Source organism: Geitlerinema sp. CS-897, from assembly GCF_028368005.1.
In the GTDB taxonomy this organism is placed as follows: Bacteria; Cyanobacteriota; Cyanobacteriia; order Cyanobacteriales; family Geitlerinemataceae; genus Baaleninema; species Baaleninema simplex.
Genome location: NZ_JAQNCQ010000379.1, coordinates 1 through 24,663, shown reverse-complemented (window position 1 = coordinate 24,663; position 24,663 = coordinate 1). Strand labels below are relative to the sequence as shown.

The following is a 24,663-nucleotide window of genomic DNA, read 5'->3' as shown; positions in this document are numbered from 1 at the left end:
CCCCCCACGCCGACTCAAAACACTAACTCTACGAACTCAGTGATTGCTCAAATCTTGCAGTGCTCCGGGTTTATCGAAAACGGCGTGTTGGTCGAGGAGGGTCGCACTGGCTTCGTTCAACCCCATGAGTTTGACTTCGACGCCGTTACGACGGAAGCCTAAGACGACTTTATCGACAGCGGCCACCGCCGAGCGATCCCATAGGTGAGCGTGGGAGAGATCGATCGCCACGAGATCGAGATCTTCTTTAAAATCGAAGGCTCGTACGAACCGCTCGACTGAAACAAAGAAAATCTGTCCGGCGACGCTATAAATTCGTTCGTTTTTGTTGGGACTCGACACGGAATCGATAAAGACCAACTGAGCGATTTTCTGCGAGAAAAAGATCGTACTCAACGCGACACCCGCCAAAACACCCCAGGCTAAGTTATGGGTCGCGATCGTCACTACAACTGTTGTCACCATCGTCGCCGTTTCGCTGCGAGGGAGGCGATGGATATGGGCGATCGACGACCAGCTAAAGGTTCCGATCGATACCATAATCATCACCGAGACGAGTGCTGCCATCGGAATTTGTCGCACCCAGGTTCCCAGTACCAAAATAAAGAACAACAGAAAAATTCCGGCACTGAGGGTAGACAGGCGCGTCCGACCGCCAGATTTTACGTTAATGACAGACTGGCCGATCATGGCACATCCAGCCATCCCGCCGAACAATCCCACGAGAATGTTAGCGATACCTTGACCGGTTGCTTCTCGGTTTTTGTCGCTCGAGGTGTCGGTCAGTTCGTCGATGACGCTAGCCGTTAAAAACGATTCGAGCAACCCCACCATCGATAGGGGTAAAGCATAGGGAAACACGATCGTTAGGGTTTCCCAATCGAGCGGAACTTGGGGAACGCCGAAGGTCGGAAGTGTCGTCGGGAGTTCTCCCATATCGCCGACGGTGGGAACTTCGAGACCCGCGATCGCCGCGATCGCCGTTAAGGTGACGATCGCCACCAGCGGCGACGGAACCACTTTCGTGAAACGCGGCAAAATGTAAATAATCGCCAAGCCGCCGAGAACCATCGGATAAACAACCCACGGAACGTCGATCAGTTGGGGAAGTTGGGCGTCGAAAATCAAAATTGCCAACGCGTTCACGAATCCCAGCATTACGGCTTTGGACACGAAACGCATATATTTGCCGACTTTTAACAAACCCCAACCAATTTGCAGAATTCCCGTCAGAAGTGTGGTAGCTAACAGATATTCGACGCCGTGGTTGCGTACCAGCGTTACCATTAACAACGCCATCGCCCCCGTCGCCGCCGAAATCATGCCCGGCCGTCCGCCGAAAAAGGCGATCGTTACCGCCATGATAAAAGAGGCGTACAATCCAACTTTGGGATCGACACCGGCAATAATCGAAAAGGCGATCGCCTCGGGAATTAAGGCTAACGCCACGACAGCACCCGCCAGCAAGTCGGCAGGTAGGTTAGAAAACCAATTTTTTCGGATCGCAACGGTCATTTATTTCTTACCAGCTATAAGTGGGCAGGGTCCCCGCGCTGTACCGCTTGCGGTCAGCGTCGGGAGGAATGCCCGCACGAATTAATGTCGTATTCATAGCCATCTTGTTTGTGAACGATCTGGATTTGTGTTTGAGCGGTTAAATCGATCTGTTTTTTTCCAAAAGGACGCAAGGCGGGTGGGCGTTTTTTTCGCACTCCGGCGATCGCTCCCGTCCACTGTCCGCGATATTTCCCGTTCGGCACGATCGCTCGCACGATGTCGCCTGCCTGTAAGCCGTTGACTTGCGCCTTCGTTTGTCTCACGGCGCGGGGGAATCCGTAACGGTCGATGAGGGTGCGAAATCTCGTGCTGTGACCTTTGCTCAAGATCGCTATCGGAGTTTCAGTTGCTAAATGCAGCGATGGCGTCTCTCCCACACAAGCGGCATCGAGCCAGTGAGCTTTCGGCAACCCCAATCGGGTGCGGTTGAACTTGGTTAAACCGCCCGTTCCGACTTCGACGGGCAAACCCGTCTCTTTCAATCGCTGGTACAGTTGCCACCGAGTTGCGTTGACCGCCGCCGCATCTTTCAACGGGGTTTTTGCCTGTCTCAAGATGCGCTCGAGAACGGAGGGTTTCTCCAACAGAAACTCTCGAACGTCGCGATTGCCCTTAGACTGGTTGCACGGACGGCAAGCCAAGGTAAGATTGGAGACGCGATCGCTTCCACCCTTCGATTGGGGCTGGATGTGTTCGACCTCTAACGGCACGTTCTCAACGCCGCAATAGACGCACTTTCGACCCCACTTTTGCAACACGTATTCGCGCACTTCATAGCCCAACAATTCACCCTGCTGGTACTCAATACCACTCACTTCGGGGTTCTGGAGTTTTTGGGTATCGAACCGCACGAGTTCTTGAGAGACGCACACAATCGGACAAAGTTTTCGCAAGCGGTTCACCCACGTCATCGTGGTTTCGACGCGATGGTTTAGAGACGGTGTCAGCCAACCCTTCGGGCGGGTACGGTTGAGAAACCGAGGCTTGCGATATCGCGTCTTGCGGTTCCGGCGATTCCGACGACAGACGCGACGGGTTGCCAATTTCGCTTTAATGCGAGCGCCTCGGTGTTGCAATTCCGCACCCCAAACGAGCTGGCTGCGATTTACGAGGGCGAGTCCGGTAGTTTGGGAGCCGGGGTCAATCTTGAGTTGGTACGATGGCGGCACGTCGCCCACAGCGCGATTTAAAACGATGGTGAACGGATAGCGCCTGTAAATTGCCGCTTTTCCCTTGGCTAACAGTTCCCTAGCCCGTGCGGGATGACACGGTGCGAGGGGCTGTCGCTTCGTATCGAGTACAAAAACAAAATTAGACATTTCTGTCTACTCCTGTCGCTTAGGCGACGTAACGTTTGCCTCGGCAAGGTTATCGAGGCTTGTGAGGTCGGTCGCACTGCCTTAACCCGAGTAGGGCTGTTTAACGACCGACGACAGAGCAACAAGCTGGCTAACTTATCGGTGTCGTGACCTCGATAACGGAGTCTGTAAAGGACTTAGCCTGGTCAACTGTCGGGCTTTTTCAAGCCCGCGCCGTACCCGTGCTCGATCGGCGTCGGGTGGTTGACACTCCATCCAAAACGCCGCACTCCAGACGTGCGAATCTTGTAACAATCGTTCACACTCTACTATCCCGATGGGCAGCTTGTCATGGCGAAATCGATCGCGATCGCACTGGAAACCGCAACGATTTCCCCGATCGATGGAGCAGTCAGCGAGTTACTGTCAAAGTTTCAATAGTCCCGGTGCGATCGCCTGGATTTTTCTGCATCTTTAGGCTGTACCCGTCTCGTATCGCTGTCGCGTTCGCGCGGAGGCGACAGTTCCCCAGGAACGAGTGTTCGAGCCAGTTGAGTTTCCCGTTCTAACTCTTCAGTGAGCGAGACCAAACCGCTCAATCCATTGACGATGCGCCGTAAATTTTCCCGAAATGCCGGATCGCCCGTTAAATCGTCTAAATCCGAGGTAATTTTTTCGACGTTTTGAAAGGTCGATCGCGCCGAATCTAACGTTTGCTGCAACAACACGATCGTCGAGGGATCGTTGACAGCATCGGACAAGTCGCGCAAGTTCGCCGATGCGGCCGCTGCGTTGGCCGACAACACCGTCGCGTTGGCCATCAACGTTTCGAGATCCGCCAACACCGGCGATTCCGTCAAACGGCTCAAGTTCGCGTTGGCCAGTTCCAAGGTGCGATCGCTGCGCTGTAACAACGGCGTCAACTCCGCCGCTGCGCGATTTAACTCCAAACTCAAGCGATTGACGTTATCCAAAGTCGAGACCAAACTCGCCCGGTTGGTTTCGAGGGATTCGTTAGCCGTTCGCGTCAACCGCTCCATCTCCTGTGCTGTCGCTCCAAACTGTTCGACCACGCGTCCGACGGTTTGCGTCGTCGCCAACGCCGAATCCGACAGCACTGCGATCTCGTCTTGGAACGACTCGCTCAACGCCGACATATCCCGAGCCAGTTGTGCGATCTCCTCAGTCGCCTGAGTCGTACTTTCAAGCAACGCCTGTAGGTTCCTCACCATTTCGGGATCGGCGAAAGCTTGGGTGAACTGTGTCGAAGATCGCATCAACTCCTCGAAACTAATGCCGACCCGTCCCGGTAAGCGATCGCCGTCGCACACGATCGCCTCAGAATTACAGTCCGACGACACGGGAGACGCCAAAGATGCCGGATCGACGATCGGCTGAGGGGGCGGAATCAGATCGATCGTCGTCTCTGCAATCAACCCCCCCTGATTGGCTTCGATGCGCTGGGGACGGAGAATTTTCAACTCGGCCGACGAAATTTCCACGTGGACGTCTACCCCGTTAGCACCGGGAACGATTTCAGTCGATCGCCCCACCGTCACGCCGCGATAGCGCACGGGCGCCCCGGCTTGCATCCCCACCACGTTCTCGAATTCGATGACGAACTGATAAGTTCGCCGTCCCAAACTGACGCCGCGCAGCCACAACACCAGCACGCCTAACAACCCCAATCCTAAAATCACAAACAGCCCTAACGAGCCTTCTTGAAGCGTTCGCGATCGCATAGATTGCCTCTCGTGCCTTCCTGTCAACCTTCCGACGACTACACCGCCGCTCGAATCGGGCCGCTGACGCTCCCAGTACGAAACTGGCGAATTAACGGATTGTCCGTCATATCTAACTCGTCAACGTTGCCTTCCCACTGTACTTTACCGCGATACAGGAAAAGCAGGCGATCGGTCGTGCGACGAATCGTACTGTCTTGGTGCGTCACCATCACGTAAGTCCCACAACTACAGTAGCGGTTTCCCCGGTGTAAATCGCGAATCAAATCCTCTACAACGGTCGAAACAATAGGATCGAGTCCTGCCGTCGGCTCGTCGTACAACAATACCTCGGGGGTATGGGTCGGATCGTCGGGATCGGCGATAATCGCTCGGGCGAAACTGACCCGCTTTCGCATTCCCCCGGACAGTTGCGACGGGTACAAGTCTGCCGTTCCCGGCAGTCCCACCCGCTCTAAACTGTCTTCGACCAATTCCCGAATACGCTGACGCGGCAGCCGCGAGTGCTGGTACAGTAAAAACCCCACGTTTTCGTCTACGGTCAGGGAGTCGAACAATGCCGCCTGTTGAAACACCATACCGATGCCGATGGGATCGCGACCGTCTTCGATCAGCCCTTTTCGGAGCTGACCTTTAACGTAAATTTCTCCCTCGTCTGGCGGCATCAACCCCGCAATCAACCGCAGGATCGTCGATTTCCCCGTCCCCGAGGGGCCGATAATTCCCAGGGCTTCACCGCGATAGACTGTCAAATCTACGCGATCGAGGATGACGTTCTCGCCAAACGCCTTCGACACGCCCTTCAGTTCCACGATCGGTTCGTGAGGACAATCTACCCGATCGCCGTTCGATCGCTCGTCCATCGATCTCGCCTCGTCCACCAACACGACTGCTCTATCATGTTGCCATATCGATCGAGCCGACATCCGGGTCGATCTCGATCTCCGATCGCCTTCTCCCCTCGGTGTCACGAGATCTCCCTTCTACAGCAGCGTCGAAATTTCGCGATGAAACAAGTTTTGAAGGATATTAAGCGGGAATCCCGCACTCGTACTCCCTACCGTGCCAAACAGTGGTTTAAATGGCTCTCTCCCGGCTTATCTTACAAACGCTGGTTGCTGCTCAGCGCGACGGGAGTGTTGTTCGTGGGTTTGGGCGTCGCGATTTGGACGAAACTCACGCCGGTTTTCTATCTGCTCCAATTCACCAAAGGTCTTCTCGGCACCATTACCAACCTGATTCCGAATTACATCAGCGGTCCTTTGGTCGTGTTAGCGGGGATTCTGTTCGTATTTTGGGGACAAACCCGCAGCATGGGATCGATTCGCGACGCCCTGCAACCCGAAAGCGACGGCGAGCTGATCGACGCTCTCATCCAACGCCGACGCCTTCATCGCGGTCCGAAAATCGTTGCCATCGGCGGCGGAACGGGACTTTCGACGTTGCTGCGAGGACTCAAAGCCTATAGTGCCAACATTACCGCCGTGGTGACGGTGGCCGACGACGGCGGCTCCTCGGGACGCTTACGCCGCGATTTCGGAATGTTGCCCCCCGGAGACATTCGCAACTGTTTAGCGGCCTTGGCCGACGAGGAAACCCTGTTGACGGAGCTGTTTCAATATCGCTTTCGGGGAGGGAGCGGCTTGAGCGGCCACAGTTTCGGTAATTTGTTCCTCACGGCAATGGCGGAAATTACGGGCGATTTGGAGCAGGCCGTCGCGGCGAGTTCTCGCGTGCTAGCCGTGCGCGGACAAGTCCTTCCGGCGACGCTAACGGATGTGACCCTCTGGGCCCGGCTCGAGGACGGACGCCGCATTGAAGGAGAATCGAGCATTACGGAAGCTCGCGGCAAAATCGCGGAAATCGGCTGTCTGCCCGAACGTCCCCCCGCACTGCCCCGCGTGCTAGACGCGATCGCCGAGGCCGACGCGATCGTCATCGGGCCGGGCAGTCTCTATACGAGCATTATCCCCAACCTCTTGGTTCCCGACATCGTCCGGGCGATCGCCAAACGCAACGTTCCCTGTATTTACGTCTGCAACATCATGACGGAACCGGGGGAAACGGACGGCTATACGGTCTCCGATCACGTGCGAGCCATCGATCGCGCTTGCGGCGATCTCCAACTTTTCGAGACGGTTCTCGTCCAAAACCAACAGCCTTCAGCCCAGGCGTTAATTCGCTACGCTCAAAAAAAATCCCATCCCGTGGATCTCGATCGCGACGTGGTCGAACGGCTCGGACGCCAAATTTTCCTGGCCAATATCATGTCTGAAGATCCGGCTTCTGGTTCGGTTCGTCACAATAGTTCCCGGTTAGCACGTGTTTTAATGCGTTGGTTCGAGCGTCAAAAGCGGGTTCGATGGGGTGAGAAGATGTGACCTAAATTGCTGATAAAGATGGAAGAGTTTGCGATACTGAAATTTTAATCGCTTCTTTGAATTGCTGTCGGTCTCCCGACCCCCCGTCACTGTTTCACTATCGTATGACCTCCAATTCCCCCATGAACGATACCGTCCTCGACGTTCGCAACTTACAGGTTCACTTTCAAACTGACGATCGACTCGTTCGAGCAGTGGACGGGATCGACTTACAAGTCAAACGCGGTCAAACCCTCGGCCTGGTCGGCGAGTCGGGATCGGGAAAATCAGTTACGTCTCTGGCCGTCATGGGACTGATCCCGACGCCTCCGGGTCGTATCGGTGGCGGTGAAATCTGGTTTGACGATCCTCAGTCGAGCGATCGCCAGTCGGTCGATTTGTTGCGTCTGTCGCCGAAGCAGTTGCGATCGTATCGGGGAGGACGCATCGCCACGATTTTTCAGGAACCCATGAGCGCCCTCAATCCGGTCTATACCATCGGGTTTCAACTGATCGAGGCGATTCGACTCCATCAAAACGTCACGAAGGAACAGGCGCAGCGACAGGCGATCGCCCGTTTGCAAGAAGTGCAACTTCTCCCCGACGAGGATACGCTGCGGGAACAGGCGATCGAGGAATTGAGCCAAACCCTGGACAAACCGGGAAAACGGGAAGTTCTCAAACACGTCGAACGGCGCAAGCAAGCTCTGCTCGATCGTTACCCCCACCAACTATCGGGGGGACAACTGCAACGGGTGACGATCGCCATGGCGATTTCTTGCGATCCCGCTCTCCTCATCGCCGACGAACCCACCACCGCCCTCGACGTGACGGTTCAGGCGACGATTCTCAACCTATTGCGGGAACTGCGCCAACGCCATCAAATGTCGATGATTTTTATCACCCACGATTTGGGGGTCATCGCGGAAATTGCCGATACGGTGGCGGTCATGTATCGCGGACAAATCGTCGAAACCGGCTCGGTACGCGAGCTGTTTACGCGTCCCCAACATCCCTACACGAAAGGACTCCTCGCCTGTCGCCCGCAGCCGGAACGACGCCTGCGCTATCTTCCGACGGTGGCGGATTTTATGGAAGCGAACGGGCAAACGATCGACGGAACCTCGCTGGCTGCCTCGTCGCCGGAATCGGAGTCGCCGGAATCGGACCTTCGAGAAGCCCGTCGCGTCGATCCCCAGGACGTCGAACGTCTGTCGTCCGAACGGACGGCGTCCCCGGCTTCCCCACCTGCGACTTCTAAAGACGCGATCGTTTCGGATTTGGAAATGGCGCAACGACTCGCTCACCTCCAGCGTCAATCCCCTTTGTTAGAGGTGAAAGATTTACAAGTGGGCTATCCGGTTCGGGGTTTGTTCGGACAGGCGCAACGCTACGCAATGGCCGTCAACGGGGTTTCGTTTCAGGTATATCCGGGGGAAACGTTGGGCTTGGTGGGCGAGTCGGGTTGCGGGAAAACCACCCTCGCCCGTACGTTACTGCGCCTCATCGAACCCATCAGCGGCCAGATTTGGTTTGAAGGACGCAACGTCGCGCAGTTGACGCAGAAACAGTTGCGGTTTTTGCGTCGCAATATGCAGGTAATTTTTCAAGATCCGTTTAGTTCTCTAAATCCTCGGATGACGGTGGGTGCGGCGATCGTGGAACCGATGAAAATTCACGGGTTCGGACGCAGCGACACGGAACGGCGAGAACGTACGGCGTGGTTGTTGGAACGGGTGGGGTTGAGTCCCGAGTTCACGAACCGTTATCCACACGAGTTTTCGGGAGGACAGCGACAGCGGATATGTATCGCGCGGGCGTTGGCACTCAATCCGAAGTTCGTGATTTGCGACGAGTCGGTTTCGGCACTCGACGTTTCGGTGCAGGCGCAGGTGTTGAATTTGTTGAAGGAGCTTCAGGGGGAGTTCGGACTCACGTATATTTTTATTTCCCACGATCTGAGCGTGGTGAAGTTTATGAGCGATCGCATCATGGTGATGAATCGCGGCAAAATTGAGGAAATCGGCGCGGCCGATCGCGTGTACCGAGAACCCCAGCAGGCTTACACGCAACAACTGATCGCCTCGATTCCTAAAGGCTATCCCGTCGAGGTGTTTCCGCGATCGTCGTAACGGCTGCAAACCCTCCGAGTCATTCGTCGGAGGTTAAAGATTCCTAACAAATTTCACCAAATATTACTAACTGGCTATACGGTGGTGTTAAGAGCGTAAGGAGAGAAGGATGTTATGACTGTTCGCGCCACAACCCATCCGTTAAAAACCCACGCAATTACCTTAACCAGTAATATTTCGAGTACGACTGTGACGGGCGATCGCATTTCCCGTCTCGAAACCTCCCCCGATCCCGGCGAATCCTCAGTTCATTTGGAATTTAAAGTCCAACCCCAATCTGGAACGTCGGATATGGCCTGCGGTGCAGAAGAACTCGATTTTATCCTCGAAGCGGACGACGCCGTCGAACTCGGAATGTCCCTCCTCGAAATGGGGTTGGGTCATACCGATCGATCGCGTCTGCAAGAAGTTTTCGATCGCCTATCTCATTTAATCGCCCATTAAGCTTGGAGAACGAAACCCTCGAGTTCTTGTATGGCGATCGACGACCGAGCCGGTGTAGAAGATGACCGGGACACCAACAAGCCCCGTCCTTCCAGGGCGGGGTGAGGGATGTTGCGGCTTCAGCCTAGCTATAGTAGAATGATACTAGGTCAATAAGTATCAAGTCGTGTTTGTTCTCGAGTACAAAGTTAAACCAAAGCCTCACCAAGTCCAAGCCATCGACGAAGCAATTCGGACGACTCAGTTCGTCCGCAATAAAGTTTTGCGTTACTGGATGGACAATCGGGGTGTGGGTAAGACTGAGTTATTTCGGTACAACACACGACTGAGAAAAGAGTTTAAATTCGTCGAAGAACTCAACTCTCATGCTTGTCAAACGGCGGTTGAGCGAACCCTGAGAGCTATTACTCGTTTTTACGAAAACTGTAAAAACCAAGTCAAAGGGAAGAAGCGGTGCGACCCCGCGCCGTCGCACGGCGCTAGGGAACGCGCACCAAGAGAAGGTTATCCTCAATTCAAGAGGAATACTCGTTCAGTCGAGTATAAAGTTTCGGGTTGGAAACTTTCAGAAGACAGAAAGCACATTGTCTTCACCGACAAGAAGGGTATCGGACATTTGCGTTTAATTGGTTCGAGAGATTTAAATTATTACCACCCCGAGCAGATTAAACGAGTCAGGATTCTCAAAAGAGCCGATGGATACTACGTTCAGTTTTGCATCAAGCTCGATCCGAGACTGACGGTGTCCAAACCTTTAACCCCTTCTCAAAAAGCGGTAGGTATTGATGTGGGCTTGAAGTATTTTTTGGCAGACAGCCAAGGAAATATCGAGCCAATCCCTCAACTTTACGAAGTCGCCGCAGCCGCAGGAACCTGCGTCCTGCGGAACGGCAACCGAAAAAGCGAAAAGCAACTCAATCGGCTCAACCGTCAAAAATCTAAGAAGTTTCGTAAAGGACAACCCCAGTCGCAAAACTATCGAAAAGCGAGACAGCGATATGCTCGCAAACATTTAAGAGTAAGTCGGCAGCGAGAAGAGTTTGTCAAAAGAGTGGCACTCCGCCTAATCCAATCTAACGATTTGGTGGCCTACGAAGACTTAAATGTTGCAGGGCTAGTCAAGAATCGTCATCTAGCTAAATCGATTAGCGATGCGGGATGGACACTGTTTCGTCGTTGGCTCGAATACTTTGCCGACAAATACGGGAAGATAGCCATTGCCGTACCGCCTCACAATACCAGTCAAAACTGTTCGAGTTGTGGGGAAAAAGTGCAGAAAACGCTATCGACTCGAACTCATGTTTGTCCCCATTGTGGCTTTGTTGCCGACCGCGACACGAACGCAGCGATAAACATCCTTAAATTGGGGCTGAGTAGGGTGGGGCGCACCCGAATTCACGCATCGGGAGAGATTCCCTCTTGGTTGGTTGGAGAAATCCTGTCAGCTAACGGAGACTCGTAGAACGATGAATCCCCCTGCCTTCAGGCGGGGGAGAACGTCAATATAAGCTTAAATACCACATTAACCCTAGCTTCTTAAAGAAGTTTGGGGTTTTATTTATACAAAATTTTAATTTCAAATACTGTTTTTTTAATCCGATAAGTCCCTCTCTGTGTTCTCTGTGCCTCTGTGGTGAAGACTTTTGGTAACTTGGCTTGTCAAAAGAAAGGGATGAACGTTCTAGGTATTGAGTGGAATCACAGTACCCAAGGGCATTGGGAAACTGCTGGGGAACCAGGAACGCTTGAGGAGACTACCACCCCTGCTGTTGATAGGCAACTTGAAACAGTAAGTGGTGTCGATGAATCAAGAATCACTTTGTGAGAATCCCCGTGCGTTCACGCCGGGGAGTATGTCAATGAATCTTTCAATTTGTACCACGACTGGGGAAGAACCGTTAATATCGTGGGTGTAGTAGCGAAGCACGGGCGCGTAAAAAGCGTTACAAGCCATATTAACTACGGTTAGGGGAGTGAACGCATGAAAATTCAATCCGATTCGCCGCCAGTCTGGGGTTATCTCGCCGTTGCGTTAGGCGTAACCCTAGCCAGTCCAGTCGAGGCGGCCACCGAATCGAAAGTTATCGAAACCCATTTAAAACCCTCCTTGCGGGTCGGTACGACACTGACGAACAAACAGTTCGAGAGTGTTTTCGAGTTGCAAGGCGCCAATCCGAACGATCTTCGTCGAGCCGACGCTCTCAATCTCTCGAATTCCGAAGCCGAAGAACCCGTTGTTGAAGAGACGCTCGATCCAGAGCGCGAAGACAGCGCACCAGTAGCCCAAGAGTCGGCGAGACCGCAACGAGGGCGAACGACCGGGGGGTTGTTCTTTGAATTCAGCGCACCTTCCGTCATTCGGTCGTTTTCAGGACCGATTCGTCCCCAGTCTCCGATCGTGTACGATACGGAACTGCTCGAAAACTTGAATTACGGCTTCTTAGTCGGAGGCGACTTCGGAATCGATCGCGCGCGGGGCGTCTTCGGGGGCGTTCAACTGGGTTACCGCACCGAAGGAGGGCGATCGCTCGTCTTTACGGGACAAGGCGGGGAATACTTAGCTGGCGCTGAATTGACCTATACCCAAGCTGCCCTCGTCGGCGAAGAGTACCGACTGGGTTACAGCTTAACGGGGGGATTCGTCAACACCCGACAAAACGCCTTCCTCAGCGACGAAGACGACGACGACGTGAGGGAAGTGTACCTTCCGATCGGCGACGAACACGAACCCTGGGTCAACCGTCTCGGCTTTCAAGGACAAGTGTTTATCCCCATCAGCAGCGATGGCGATACTGTCCTGATACCGGGTATCAGCTATCAAAAAATCCGCATTCAAAACCGGGCGTTTACCGATAACCTCTACGCAGAAGACGAAGATGGCAACCGCCTCTCCGTCAGCGACGACGGTAAAGACGACCTGTTGTTGTTGAGTTTCTTCGCCCAACAGGACAATACCACTCGCGACGAATACGGCTTTCCCATTCGAGGCAATCTGTTCCAGTTTGGCACCGAGCAGTCGATTCCCGTGGGAGATTCGAGCGTCGATTTCAACCGCCTCAGCGGTGCGTACGTTCAGTACATCTCCCTCGACGACGACGGCCCCCACACGCTGATTTTGGGCGCTCAAGGCGGTGCCACGATCGGAGAAATTCCGGGCTATGAAGCCTTCGAGCTGGGGGGCTTTAACTCCGTGCGAGGCTTCAGCACCGGGGACGTGGGAACGGCCGCCAGTTTTATTCAAGGGCGCGTGGAATACCGCTTTCCCATTCTGTCTTGGGACGAGGGCTTGTTCGAGAAACTGCGCGGTGCGGTGGCGATTCAGTATGCTTCTGACTTAGGAACGGGAGGCGACGTTATCGGCGAACCGGCCGAAGCTCGCGACAAACCCGGAGACGGTTTTGGGTTCAGCGTCGGACTGCACTTCTTAAACGTCGATTTTCCGATCGTTCCCATTGTCGAAACCGTTCGCGTGACCGCCGGAATCAGCGATCGCGGAGACTTTGCGTTTTACTTCAGCTTCGGCCCGTGGTTCTAACGATTCTATAGCCGAATCTGGCCAACACTCACACTGAAGGACAAGGGGCGATGCGTCGGCGATCGCCCCTTTCTCATGGGAAAGCGATAAAATCGAGCCAAACCCGAAAAACTGCCTCTCCACTGGCAGCATCTTCAGAAATTTATGTTCTTCAACCTGTTCTTAATCTTTATTTTTATCTCGTCGCTTCAGCCGGTTATCCAAAAACGAATTGTAGAAGCCCGTCGCTTGGCGGCGATTCAAGGTTTCGAGCAACGGCGAGGCAGTCGAGTTATTTTGATGGTTCACCGTCAAGAATCCATTAGTTTGTTGGGAATTCCCATTTCTCGCTTCATCAACATCGAAGATTCCGAACGAGTCTTGCGGGCAATTCGCCTGACGCCTCCCGACGTTCCCATCGATTTGATCTTGCATACGCCGGGGGGATTGGTACTGGCCACCGAACAAATTGCCAGAGCCTTGGTACGTCACCGAGCTAAAGTGACCGTATTCGTTCCCCACTACGCGATGAGCGGCGGAACGATGCTGGCGATGGCAGCCGACGAAATCGTCATGGACGAAAATGCCGTGTTAGGCCCCGTCGATCCCCAGTTGGGCAACGTGGCGGCGGCCAGCGTGTTGAAGGTTCTCGACGACAAACCTATTGAGGCGGTAGACGATCGAACCCTCGTCACGGCAGATATGGCGAGAAAGGCGATCGCCCAAGTTCAGAAATTCGTGCGGGCGTTACTCGAAGATAGCTTTCCCAAGCAAAAAGTCGATCCGGCCAATATCGATCGCATTATCGAAACCCTGACGACGGGGGTGGTGACGCACGACTACCCCATTTCAGTCGAAGAAGCCGAAGATCTGGGATTGCCGGTGACGGCAGGGCTTCCCTCAGAAATTTATAGTTTGATGGATCTGTACCCGCAACCGATGACGGGGCGGCCGTCGGTGCAGTACATTCCCATGCCCTATCAGGGGCGTCCTTCGCTGCCGAAAGAAAGCCAACGACAGTAGTTCGATCGATTCGACGCTCCGCGACTGTCCGGAACTTTTCGATCGCGGCGGGGATCGAGAAGAGAGGGGCGATCGACGCGATCGCTCGGCTGTTGTCGCGTTGGTAGGTTCGCACGCCTTGAGGAACGATTTCTTTTCGATTTGTACCTGTTGTTTGCCCGTGTTGCCTCGGACGAAACGCCGCACGCTGACCGTCGCGATCGCCTTGGCGTTGGGGTTTGCCCTTCTCGAATGGGTCGCGAGTCGCTTCAGTCACAGCCTGTCTCTGCTGGCCGATTCCGGTCACATGGCGATCGACGGCTTGGCGTTGGCCTTGGCGTTGTGGGCGACTTGGAACGTCCGACGACCGACGTTCGCCCCCGGAAAACGGGAAATTTGGGCAGCCTTAGTTAACGGATTCAGCCTGTTAGTCATGGCGGGACTTATCGCCGTTGAAGCCTTGCACCACTGGTACGCACCGCCGACCGAGGTTCTGAGTTTGCCGATGTTGGGCGTGGCGGTGTTGGGATTGACGGTCAACGGCATCAGTGCGGCGTTGTTGCATCGCGACAGCCAGCGAGACTTGAACTTACGGGGGGCGTTTTTACATATCGTCGCCGATATTTTGGGATCGGTGGGAGCGATCGTGGCGGCGATCGCCATTTACTGCTTTGGCTGGCATTGGGTGGACACCGCCGTCGGTCTGAGTATATCCGTTCTCGTTGCCATCAGTGCCGTTCCCACGATCCGACAAAGTTGGCAGGCGTTGCGGCGAGATCGGTTCGAGACATCGGGATGGATGGAACTCGGCAAAACTGACCTTGTCAGTCATCTTTCCCAAAACACCGCTAAACCTTCGCGGTTCGAGCGATCGTCAACCCGTTGAATTTCGAGATCGCTCGACTCAAGGCGCGATCGCCGCTCCGAACCCATCGAATACCCGAGCGATCGCTTGCCATCGAGCTGAAAATGCGTTAACCAGTCAAATAGCTAAAAAATCAAAACCGCTCGAGAGTGCCAGAGCAATAATTGTGACAGTGCGCTCGTCATTTAGTTTCTAAAATTTGGGACTATTCAGACTCGAAACCTTGAAATTCTTAAGAGTTTCAAGCCAATCGGCACGTCGATCCGAACGGCTCGTATAATACACCCATCAATCGTTCGCCTCGTTCGTGTCGATTTGCCCAGATCTCGTCAGGGAGCGCAACATCGCCCACACCAAAAATCCCCGATTGTCGATCGAACTCTAACGCAACTATGAATAAAGTCATCTATTCTACCGATAACGCCCAAGTCCGCATCGAAGACGATCGCACGGGCATGAGCTTGGAAACCCTCAAACGAGCGTTTGCCGACCATCTCTTCTACCTACAAGGAAAAGACGAATCGATCGCCACCCTCAAAGACTACTACTTTGCCCTCGCCTACACGGTGCGCGATCGGCTTCTCCATCGCTTCATCAAAACCACTCGCACCTACCGCGAAGACAACGTAAAAGTGGTCTGTTACCTGTCCGCCGAATTCCTCATGGGACGACATCTCGGTAACAACCTCGTCAACCTGGGTTTGGACGAAAAAGTCCGTCAAGTGGTCGAAGAATCCGGCCTCGACCTCGACGAACTCATCGAACAAGAAGAAGACCCCGGCCTCGGAAACGGTGGTTTAGGACGTCTGGCCGCCTGTTTCCTCGACTCCCTCGCCACCCTGGAAATTCCCGCCATCGGCTACGGTATCCGCTATGAATTCGGGATTTTCCATCAAATGATTCGAGACGGGTGGCAAGTCGAAGTCCCCGATAACTGGCTGCGATTCGGCAACCCCTGGGAAATTGCCCGCCCCGAAGACACGGTCGAAGTCAAACTTGGCGGTCATACGGAAATGTACCACGACCCCAAAGGTCACTACCGCGTGTGTTGGATTCCCGATCGCACCGTCATCGGCATCCCCCACGACACCCCCGTTCCCGGCTACGACACGAACACCGTCAACCCTCTGCGCCTCTGGAAAGCTGAAGCCAGCGAAGAGTTTAACTTCGACGCCTTCAACGCCGGAAACTACGATCGCGCCGTCGCCGAAAAAATCGACTCCGAAACCATCTCCAAAGTTCTCTACCCCAACGACAACACCCCCCAGGGACGAGAACTGCGTTTGGCGCAACAATACTTCTTCGTGTCGGCGTCGCTGCAAGATCTGATTCGCATTCACCTGCGAACCCAACCCAGCCTCGACAACTTCCACGAACGGTTCGCCATCCAGCTCAACGATACCCATCCTGCCGTGGCGGTGGCCGAACTCATGCGCCTGTTGCTCGACGAACACAGTTTCGATTGGGATACCGCGTGGAACATCACCCACCAAACCTTCGCCTACACCAACCACACCCTACTTCCCGAAGCCCTCGAACGCTGGTCGGTGAAACTGTTCGAGCGTCTGCTTCCTCGCCATTTAGAGTTAATTTACGAAATTAACCACCGATTTCTCGAAGACGTGCGAACCTGGTTTCCCGGTGACGACGAACGCGCCGCTCGCCTCTCGATTATCGAAGAAGGCTATGAAAAACAAGTTCGCATGGCGCATTTAGCCTGTGTGGGGTCTCACGCCATCAACGGGGTGGCCGCGTTACACACGGAACTGCTCAAAAGCGATACCCTACGTGACTTTGCGATCCTCTGGCCTGAAAAATTCTTCAACAAAACCAACGGCGTGACCCCCCGTCGCTGGATTCTCTTGAGTAACCCGGAACTAGCGTCGTTAATTACGGACAAAATCGGCAACGGCTGGCTGAAGAATTTAGACGAAACCCGCAAGTTAGAATCCTTTATCGACGATGCGGAATTCTGCCGACGCTGGCGGGAAATCAAACACGTTAACAAGCAACGTTTGGCGGCGTACATCAAAGCCACGCGTAATATTGATGTCGATGCTAATTCGCTGTTCGACATTCAGGTCAAGCGGATTCACGAATACAAACGCCAACATCTGGCGGTGCTTCACATCATTACACTGTACAACCGTATCAAGCGCGATCCCAGTATCGATGTTGTACCGCGCACGTTTATTTTCGGCGGGAAAGCCGCACCGGGCTATTTCATGGCGAAACTCGTCATCAAACTCATCAACGCCGTGGCGGAAGTGGTGAATAAAGATCCCGACGTGCGCGGACGGTTGAAAGTAGTCTTTTTGCCCAATTTCAACGTGTCTCTCGGTCAGCGGATTTATCCGGCTGCGGATTTGTCCGAGCAGATTTCGACGGCGGGGAAAGAAGCGTCGGGAACGGGCAATATGAAGTTTGCCATGAACGGATCGCTCACTATTGGAACCCTCGACGGTGCGAATATCGAAATTCGCGAAGAAGCAGGCGAGGAAAACTTCTTTTTGTTCGGACTGACCGCGCAAGAAGTGTACGACCTCAAAGCCAAGGGTTACGATCCGATGAGGTATTACAACAATAATATCGAGCTGCGTTGGGCGATCGATCGCATTGCTAAAGGTGATTTTTCGCCGGGAGACCGCGATCGCTTCAAACCGATCGTGGACGATTTGCTCGGTCGCGATCCCTATATGCTCTTGGCGGACTATCAGTCTTATATTGAATGTCAAGAACAGGTCAGCAAAGCCTATCGCAATGTAGACGATTGGACGCGGATGTCGATTCTCAACGCCGCTCGCATGGGTAAGTTTTCGAGCGATCGCACCATCGGCGAATATTGCGACCAAATTTGGGGCGTCAAACCAACCCAAATCGAACTCGAAGCATATTCTCAAGACGATGCTGTGTTAAAAGCCGATACGATTAACGGTGAATCCAACGCTTAATCGAGTGTTGAGTTAACGCGAAATCGAGTATTTTAATCTCCCGATATTCCGATGATATCGGGAGATTTTTTAATTCAAATAAATTGACTATTTGCACGATATATGATAAACAAAAAAGCAAGGAATTTTTGTCTTCACTCTACACGCTTCCCTCTCCACTCTTCACTAAAAACGTGCCAGCCACTATCGCGTTAATCGCCCACGATTCCAAAAAAGACCAGATGGTCGCGTTCGTCCAAGAGCGATCGTCAGTTCTGTCGCGCTATCACCTCATCGCCACGGGAACCACCGGCCAGCGCGTTCGAGAGGAAACCGGACTCGAGGTCGAACGAATGCTCTCCGGCCCGATGGGGGGCGACACGCAAATCGCCGCTCGCGTCACCTCAGAAGAGGTTCTAGCGGTGATTTTCCTCATCGATCCCCTGTATGCCCAACCTCACGAACCCGACATTCGCGCGCTGCTGCGGGTGTGCGACGTGCATAACATTCCCATCGCCACCAACCTCGCGACGGCCGAAGCCGTGGTCGCGCGACTGGCCGCCCATCGCGTCGCCCATTTGATTTTCAATCCGGTGGCCGGACAAAACGATCCCGATCGCGATCTCGCCACGATTCGCGAACAGCTCGAATCTCAAATTCACCTGAACGTCTGCGTGACCGAACCTGATAGCAGTCCTGGCGAGCTGGCCCGAGCTGCGGTCGAAACGGGAAGCGATCTCGTCATCGCCTCGGGAGGAGACGGAACCGTATCGGCTGTGGCGGACGCCCTCATCGGCACGGACGTACCGCTCGGTGTCGTTCCCCGAGGAACGGCTAACGCCTTCGCCAGCGCCCTCGGTATTCCGCAAAACGTGCGCGGGGCTTGTAAAACCATTCTCACGGGCAGTCAGCGAGCGATCGACTCGGCCAAATGCAACGGCATGACGACGATCTTGTTAGTGGGCATCGGGTTCGAGGCGGAAATCGTCGATCGCGCCGATCGCGAAATGAAAGACCGATGGGGGCCTTTAGCTTACATTCTCAGCGGCATTCAAAGCTTTGGCGAGTCGCAGCAGTTCGACGCTGAAATCGAAATTGAAGGGGAAGTCCGCAACCTGCGCTCCGGGGCGATTACGATCGCCAACCTCGCCCCCCCCACGTCGATTTTAGCCCAGGGATTCGGCGAAACGATCCCCGACGACGGGCTTCTCGAAGTCACCATCGGCGCGACCAAAAACCGCTTGCAGTCCATCGATGCCTTAGCCAGTATGGTGGGGGCGGCGATTTTGAAAACGGAAACCCAACGGGACGATATTATCCGCTTGCGAGCCTCTCGCATTCGCGTCACTACCGATCCCCCCCGTAAAGTGGTTGTCGATGGAGAAATTATCGGAACGACGCCGGTAGAAGTCGAATGTATTCCCCAAGGACTCAACGTCATCGCACCGATGGCGCGGGGAAACGTCCTTAATTGGTAGCATCTCAATCGCTGACCGTTAGCGATCGCAATGTTCGTCTCGCGCTTTCCGCACCACTCCTAACAACGTCGAGACGATGGTACATCGTTTGTGGCGATCGCCGTCTCCACTGACGAGGGTGACGCGGCCGAGTTGTCCGTGAGTGCGGCCGCGTTCGTCGAAGCGAACCCGACGCCATCCCCTCACCTCTCGTAACGTCGTGTTGTCTTCGTCAAGCTGAATCCGTGGCGATAAGCTGTCCCAATAAGCAGGATCGCCATCGGCTGGATGAACGGAAAACTCGATGCGCCCTTCGTCTTCGCGAAAACTGACTTGCCAGACATCTTTATGCGCCGTCGCGCGGCTTTGGGCATCACGGAGGGCGAGGTAGACGCTTTCGTTCGAGGCGATCAGTCGTTGTCGGTTGACAAAGGCCAGCCAACCCGGTGCCGCGATCGCCGTGAGAATACCGACGATCGCCACGGCGACTAACCCTTCGACTAACGTAAAACCGTCTGCTCTCCGATGCAGGACTCGAGAGTTGGGTTCGAGCATAGATGCAACCCCGATCGGATGGAAAAATGATGTCAAGAAATTACCAGATCGGGGTAGTTTTTAAAACCGAAAAAATACGCAATCGATCGCGCGTTTGGGGTTGCGTATTTTTTCGTAAAATTAGATCGGACGGGCAAACAGTGGCGACCCCAAACTCATCGTTTTGCATTCATCGTTTTAAAACTGTGAGAGGCAGGAACACCTTCCTATCCAACCACTGTTTTTTCAACAGTCTTCCGAGAAATTACAGAAGGGGCGATCGCCCGGTACAACGTATCTCGTTGTTGGGGAGGACGGGAGAGCGATCGAATGGCATTTTCCAACGTCTCCGGTTCCATACAGGTTCCTCCTGGAGCGCCGGCCATGGTCGTGATGTGTTCCTCCATCAACGTTCCGCCGATATCGTTACAGCCCCAGTTCAACGCTTCGATCGCTCCCGATAACTCCAACTTCACCCAACTCGGTTGGTGGTTGGGAATCCAGCGCCCCAAACACAACCGCGCGATCGCCGTCAGTAACAGAGCCTCGGCGAGAACGGGGCGATCGCGTCCGACGCGGCGTCGCAGGGGAGCGGGAGCATTTTGGCCGATGAAGGGTAACAGAATAAATTCAGTGATGCGGGCGGGATAATTTCGATCGATCGCCCGCTCTTGAAGCGATCGCAACGTCAACAAATGCTCGATTTGCTGTTGCGGCGTTTCGATATGCCCCGACAACAGGGTACTCGTCGTCGGGACGCCCAGACGGTGAGCGGTTTCGACGATTTCCAGCCAGGTCGCCGTATCGATTTTCTCGGGACAGATGACGCGACGCACCGCATCGTCGAGAACTTCCGCCGCCGTTCCCGGCATCGAACCGACTCCCGCATCCCGCAGCGTAGCAATGACGGTTTCGTAACTCACGCCATCTTCGCGAGCGATAAACTGAACTTCTTGAGGAGAAAAAGCGTGTAAGTGCAGGTCGCTAAATTCGTCTTTGATGGTGCGAACCAAACGAACATAATACTTTAAGGACGTACCCGCTTCTTTGGCTTGGGGGTGAAGTCCCCCTTGCATACAAATTTCGGTAGCACCGCGACGAACCGCCTCGGCCGTTTTCTCCAAAATCGCCCCCATATCGAGCCAGTACGCCCCGTCTTTACCCTCGTCGCGACGAAACGCACAAAAGCTACAATGCTGTTCGCAGATGTTGGTAAAGTTGATGTTGCGGTTGACGACGTAGGTTACCGTGTCGCCGACTTGTTGTTGTCGGAGCCGGTCGGCAGCCTCGCGAATTGCCGCGATCGCGCGGGGATCGGTTTGTTGCAGCAGCGTCGCACCCTCTTCAACCGTTAAGGCGGCGCCAGAAAGGGCGCGATCGAGAATCGCATCGACGGGATCGAGTCCGGGGGTTTTCGAGGTCGTGTCAGTCGTCACGGGATGGGTTCGAGTTCGTACAGTATTGCGATCGATTATGCCAAAAATGTTCGGATTTCACCGCCCGTTGCCACCGTATCCCGATGCTGAAATCTCTCTTCTCTCGTCTCAAACCCTATTTGCGCTGGGTCGTTCTCGGGGCGACGCTGTTTTTTCTCGCGCAAACTCTCAAAAGCCACTGGCAAGAGGTGGCCGAAGTGCGATTGCGCGATCGCGGTGGAATCTCGATCGCTTTGGCGTTTGGCGTCACGCTGCTGGCGCATACTTGGTCGGGTTGGGTGTGGGGGTGGATTCTGCGGGAGTTCGACCAACCGGTCTCGATGCTGTGGGCGACGCGGGTTTTTCTCAAAACCAACGTGGCGAAGTATCTACCGGGGAATATCTGGCATTTTTACGGTCGGATTCGCGAAGCTGCGGACGTGGGAATGTCGGCAGTGGCGGCGACGGCGAGCGTGGTGTTGGAGGCGTTGTTGATGGCAGCGTCGGCGTTACCGCTGGCGGCGTTCGTGATTCCCGGCGATCGCGCGGGGTGGTCGATCGCGGCGTTTATTGCAGTTCTCGTCGGCGTTCACCCACGACTGCTCGATCCGGTTCTCGAACGTCTCGAACGTGCCAAGCTCAAAGGATCGCTATCGGACACCGTCCCCTGTCGGATGCGCCGCTATCCGTTACGTCCGTTGCTGGGAGAGTTGGGGTTTGTGGGGCTGCGCAGTTTGGGGTTTTTACTGGTCTGGACGGCGATCGCTCCATGGGAAACGACCCAACTGCCGCGTTTGTTCGGAGGGTTTAGTTTGGCGTGGCTGTTGGGGTTGGTGGTTCCCGGCGCACCGGGGGGAATCGGCGTGTTTGAAGCCACGGCCGTCGCTGTTTTAAATGGGGAGTTTCCCGCCGTTACCGTCTTAGCCGCAGTAGCTCTGTACCGTCTGATGAGTGTTTTGACTGAAGTGTCGGGGGCGGGGTTGGCTGTGGCGATCGAACAAATCGTCGGACGATTCCGCCCATAAGCTGGGCTTCAAGAAGTCTTCACCACATCCCCCCTTAGCCCCCCAAAGGAGAGGGGGGTTGGGGGGAATGTCAATATCCTTTGGCAGAAGTTGACGGGCGGTTTACGAAGGAAGTGGGCAAACCAACCCTTAAAGACTTTCGTGGAGGCTTTAGAGACTTTTCGGACAGCCATGTCTTTTCGTTTTGTGGCATGGCTGCGCGAGAATCAAGACCTCTTTATTTGGGCTTAAAATTTGTTTGAGTCCCGCTAACAGAAATAGAGTGCTGTTTGTCTTCGCAGCTCAAACAACACTCTATTTCCATGTTTTTATGGGGGTTTTATTATGAGTCAGGGTCTTTATAGATTCGACCCCGTTGAACGTTCAGGATCTTTATTTAATCGATCCCGTTTACGATCGAGGGTCTTTATCAAGCTGACCCTCTTTGAATCTCTCTATAGAATGCCAGATCGTGAAATTGATTTTCGTATTCCTAATAATTTCTTTATATTTCGAGAATTTGCGATTACTGTACTTATGTAAAATTTTATAAATCGCTCGATAACTAACTAATTAACTATCGCTCGATCGGCGATCGGGAGTTAAAGATGCTCCGAGAATCTGCGAGATCCACACTTCAAACGATCGTACAGGAGAGCGGCGCACGGCTTCCCCCGCATCCACCATCGGTTCGACGAGGATCGTAAACAATCCCATACGATTTCCCGCGAGAACGTCCGTAAACAGGCGATCGCCCACCATACCCACCTGCGCCACCGGCAAATCCATAGCCGAGACAGCCCGCCAGAGCTTGCGGCGAAAAGGTTTGGCGGCGAAGTGAATGTATGGCAATTCCAACGATTTCGCAATTCCGCCGATGCGAGTTTCGCTAGTATTGTTGCTCACGAGCCAAAGCTGAGAGACTTCACGCAATTCGGCGATGCGATCGTGTAACGCTTGCGAGGCGCGAGGGCGACCTATCGGAACGAGGGTTTCGTCCACATCGAGGACGAGTCCTTTTAAATCGTGTTTTTCTAGAAGTTCCGGCGTCAAGTCCAAAACAGATCCACCGAGAACTAAATCTGGCTGTAACAGTTTGCCCCAAGACATGATCGGTAATGTTGGTGAAAACCCTGTGATATGCAGGGAGAAGCAGCGGAGTTATTGAGTCGAGAGTTCTCGTTCCACGCGATCGATGGCGGCTTCGTGTTCGGCCAGCGTCCGACTGAACAGATGGGTTCCATCGTATCGCGCCACGAAATACAAATATTCTGTCTCTTCCGGGTCGAGGGTCGCCGCCAGACTGGCCTGACCGGGACTGGCGATGGGTGTTGGCGGCAAGCCCGAATTGAGATAGGTGTTATAAGGAGAATCGACAGCCACTTGAGTTAAAGTCAGCGGGCGATCGACAGTTTGTTGGATACCGAGGGCGTATTCCACCGTTGGGTCGGCTTCTAACTTCATGCCGCGATCGAGCCGTTCCACAAACACTCCGGCGATCGTTCGTCGTTCTTCAGGAACCACTGCTTCTCGTTCGACGATCGAACTGAGCGTCACCCACTCTCGCAGCGTCAACGCCAACGGTGGGTTGTCCGCAGCCTCGTACAAGGGTAGGGCGACTGCCTCGAACTGCGATAGCATCTGTGTCACCACAGCTTCGGGAGTCGTCCCTCGACTCGAAAGCTGATACGTATCGGGAAAGAGAAATCCTTCGAGGTGGGGGAGGTCGGCGGGTAACCAGGGAAAGCGATCTCGGGGAATTTCCGTCGTCGCCTCTAAAAACGCCCGGGCCGAAAAAAATTCCCGTTCCTCGAAGTAAGCCGCCATATTTTGGCGAGACCAGCCTTCGGGAATCGTAAAGCTTTCCTCGACCACCTGGCCGTTCCAGATGCGATCGGCAATATCTGTCATCGGTTCTCCCGGTGACAGCCGATAGACTCCCGCCTGGAACCCTCCCGACGGTTCCTGCCAGCGCAGCCAGCGGGCCCGGAGGTTCCAAGCCGACGCCGATCGCACGATGCCTAACTCTTCTAAATCCCGTCCGATCTGTCCGGCGGGAGTTCCTGTGGGAATTTCGAGTTGCACCGGGGCAGCATCCTCTTCAGAAGTCACTGGTGCGTTCGCCCAACTCCACCAAGACCAACCTTGCCATCCCCCAACTGCCAGGGCAGCGGGAATCGCTAGATAGAACGCGCCTGTCCAAATCCGTTTCACGATGGCTGTGTTAATCTCGAAGGTTTCATTGACATCCTCTCCCAGCAACCCTAATGGGTATGCAGGGAGATTCCTTGGGTCGCCCCAAAGATTTCCTGCTTCACAGCCAGCCAACTAGAATCAGTGACCCGATCCCCCGTCGCCTCGACTCCACAGGCATTTTCGATTTGCCGTTGCCCACGGCTACAGATGACT

18 protein-coding genes and 1 pseudogene are annotated in these 24,663 nt (G+C 54.3%); 11 read left to right on the top strand and 8 right to left on the bottom strand.

The window, feature by feature from the left end; all coding sequences use genetic code 11:
• Positions 1-36 precede the first annotated feature (36 nt).
• The 4 genes from POG22_RS24290 to POG22_RS24275 form a co-directional block, all read right to left on the bottom strand.
• Positions 37-1,515 (bottom strand): SulP family inorganic anion transporter, encoded by a 1,479-nt coding sequence (locus POG22_RS24290; protein ID WP_498907437.1) that lies wholly within the window; start codon positions 1,513-1,515, stop codon positions 37-39.
• A gap of 53 nt (positions 1,516-1,568) precedes the next feature.
• On the bottom strand, positions 1,569-2,876 hold the full coding sequence (gene iscB / locus POG22_RS24285) for an RNA-guided endonuclease IscB (RefSeq protein WP_063715882.1): 1,308 nt from the start codon (positions 2,874-2,876) through the stop codon (positions 1,569-1,571).
• Positions 2,877-3,289: 413 nt separating this feature from the next.
• On the bottom strand, positions 3,290-4,597 hold the full coding sequence (locus POG22_RS24280) for an MlaD family protein (protein WP_498907436.1): 1,308 nt from the start codon (positions 4,595-4,597) through the stop codon (positions 3,290-3,292).
• A 38-nt stretch (positions 4,598-4,635) separates the two neighbouring features.
• A complete protein-coding gene (locus tag POG22_RS24275; RefSeq protein WP_063715890.1) occupies positions 4,636-5,460 on the bottom strand; it encodes an ABC transporter ATP-binding protein in 825 nt (274 codons plus the stop codon).
• A gap of 144 nt (positions 5,461-5,604) precedes the next feature.
• Here POG22_RS24275 and POG22_RS24270 point away from each other — a divergent pair, with 144 nt between their 5' ends.
• The 9 genes from POG22_RS24270 (at position 5,605) to mgsA (ending at position 19,322) form a co-directional block, all read left to right on the top strand.
• Entirely contained in the window at positions 5,605-6,978 is a 1,374-nt protein-coding gene (locus POG22_RS24270) for a gluconeogenesis factor YvcK family protein (RefSeq protein WP_063715880.1), read from the top strand.
• Between the two features lie 122 nt (positions 6,979-7,100).
• Positions 7,101-9,089 carry an ABC transporter ATP-binding protein gene (locus POG22_RS24265; RefSeq protein WP_063715879.1) on the top strand — a complete coding sequence of 663 codons (1,989 nt, stop codon included), beginning with the start codon at positions 7,101-7,103 and terminating at the stop codon, positions 9,087-9,089.
• 114 nt (positions 9,090-9,203) lie between these two features.
• The gene (locus tag POG22_RS24260; protein WP_017663634.1) at positions 9,204-9,533 is read left to right on the top strand and encodes a hypothetical protein; all 330 of its coding nucleotides are present in this window, start codon (positions 9,204-9,206) and stop codon (positions 9,531-9,533) included.
• Positions 9,534-9,699: 166 nt separating this feature from the next.
• Entirely contained in the window at positions 9,700-10,995 is a 1,296-nt protein-coding gene (locus tag POG22_RS24255; RefSeq protein ID WP_498907435.1) for an RNA-guided endonuclease InsQ/TnpB family protein, read from the top strand.
• Positions 10,996-11,514: 519 nt separating this feature from the next.
• Positions 11,515-13,068, top strand: coding sequence for a BamA/TamA family outer membrane protein (locus tag POG22_RS24250; protein ID WP_063717951.1), 1,554 nt, complete (start codon positions 11,515-11,517; stop codon positions 13,066-13,068).
• A gap of 144 nt (positions 13,069-13,212) precedes the next feature.
• The gene (locus tag POG22_RS24245; protein WP_063717950.1) at positions 13,213-14,070 is read left to right on the top strand and encodes an SDH family Clp fold serine proteinase; all 858 of its coding nucleotides are present in this window, start codon (positions 13,213-13,215) and stop codon (positions 14,068-14,070) included.
• A gap of 118 nt (positions 14,071-14,188) precedes the next feature.
• Positions 14,189-14,935, top strand: a complete 747-nt coding sequence (locus POG22_RS24240) for a cation diffusion facilitator family transporter (protein ID WP_498907434.1) — start codon at positions 14,189-14,191, stop codon at positions 14,933-14,935.
• A gap of 371 nt (positions 14,936-15,306) precedes the next feature.
• A complete protein-coding gene (locus POG22_RS24235; RefSeq protein ID WP_498907433.1) occupies positions 15,307-17,865 on the top strand; it encodes a glycogen/starch/alpha-glucan phosphorylase in 2,559 nt (852 codons plus the stop codon).
• 173 nt (positions 17,866-18,038) lie between these two features.
• Positions 18,039-19,322 carry a methylglyoxal synthase gene (gene mgsA, locus POG22_RS24230; protein WP_063717947.1) on the top strand — a complete coding sequence of 428 codons (1,284 nt, stop codon included), beginning with the start codon at positions 18,039-18,041 and terminating at the stop codon, positions 19,320-19,322.
• An 18-nt stretch (positions 19,323-19,340) separates the two neighbouring features.
• Here the strand turns inward: mgsA and POG22_RS24225 are convergent, their stop codons facing one another.
• Both POG22_RS24225 and cofH read right to left on the bottom strand, forming a co-directional pair.
• Positions 19,341-19,856, bottom strand: a complete 516-nt coding sequence (locus POG22_RS24225) for a type II secretion system protein (protein ID WP_063717946.1) — start codon at positions 19,854-19,856, stop codon at positions 19,341-19,343.
• A 206-nt stretch (positions 19,857-20,062) separates the two neighbouring features.
• On the bottom strand, positions 20,063-21,271 hold the full coding sequence (gene cofH / locus POG22_RS24220; protein WP_498907432.1) for a 7,8-didemethyl-8-hydroxy-5-deazariboflavin synthase subunit CofH: 1,209 nt from the start codon (positions 21,269-21,271) through the stop codon (positions 20,063-20,065).
• Positions 21,272-21,354: 83 nt separating this feature from the next.
• Here cofH and POG22_RS24215 point away from each other — a divergent pair, with 83 nt between their 5' ends.
• Positions 21,355-22,275 (top strand): lysylphosphatidylglycerol synthase transmembrane domain-containing protein, encoded by a 921-nt coding sequence (locus tag POG22_RS24215; protein WP_063717944.1) that lies wholly within the window; start codon positions 21,355-21,357, stop codon positions 22,273-22,275.
• 75 nt (positions 22,276-22,350) lie between these two features.
• A pseudogene (locus POG22_RS24210) lies at positions 22,351-22,506 on the top strand (IS701 family transposase); the annotation flags it as partial.
• 321 nt (positions 22,507-22,827) lie between these two features.
• On the opposite strand, the gene POG22_RS24205 reads toward POG22_RS24210, so the two are convergent.
• Together POG22_RS24205 and mltG are read right to left on the bottom strand one after the other, a co-directional pair.
• On the bottom strand, positions 22,828-23,364 hold the full coding sequence (locus POG22_RS24205) for a YqeG family HAD IIIA-type phosphatase (RefSeq protein ID WP_063717943.1): 537 nt from the start codon (positions 23,362-23,364) through the stop codon (positions 22,828-22,830).
• 51 nt (positions 23,365-23,415) lie between these two features.
• A complete protein-coding gene (mltG, locus tag POG22_RS24200) occupies positions 23,416-24,471 on the bottom strand; it encodes an endolytic transglycosylase MltG (RefSeq protein ID WP_498907438.1) in 1,056 nt (351 codons plus the stop codon).
• Between the last annotated feature and the right edge of the window lie 192 nt (positions 24,472-24,663).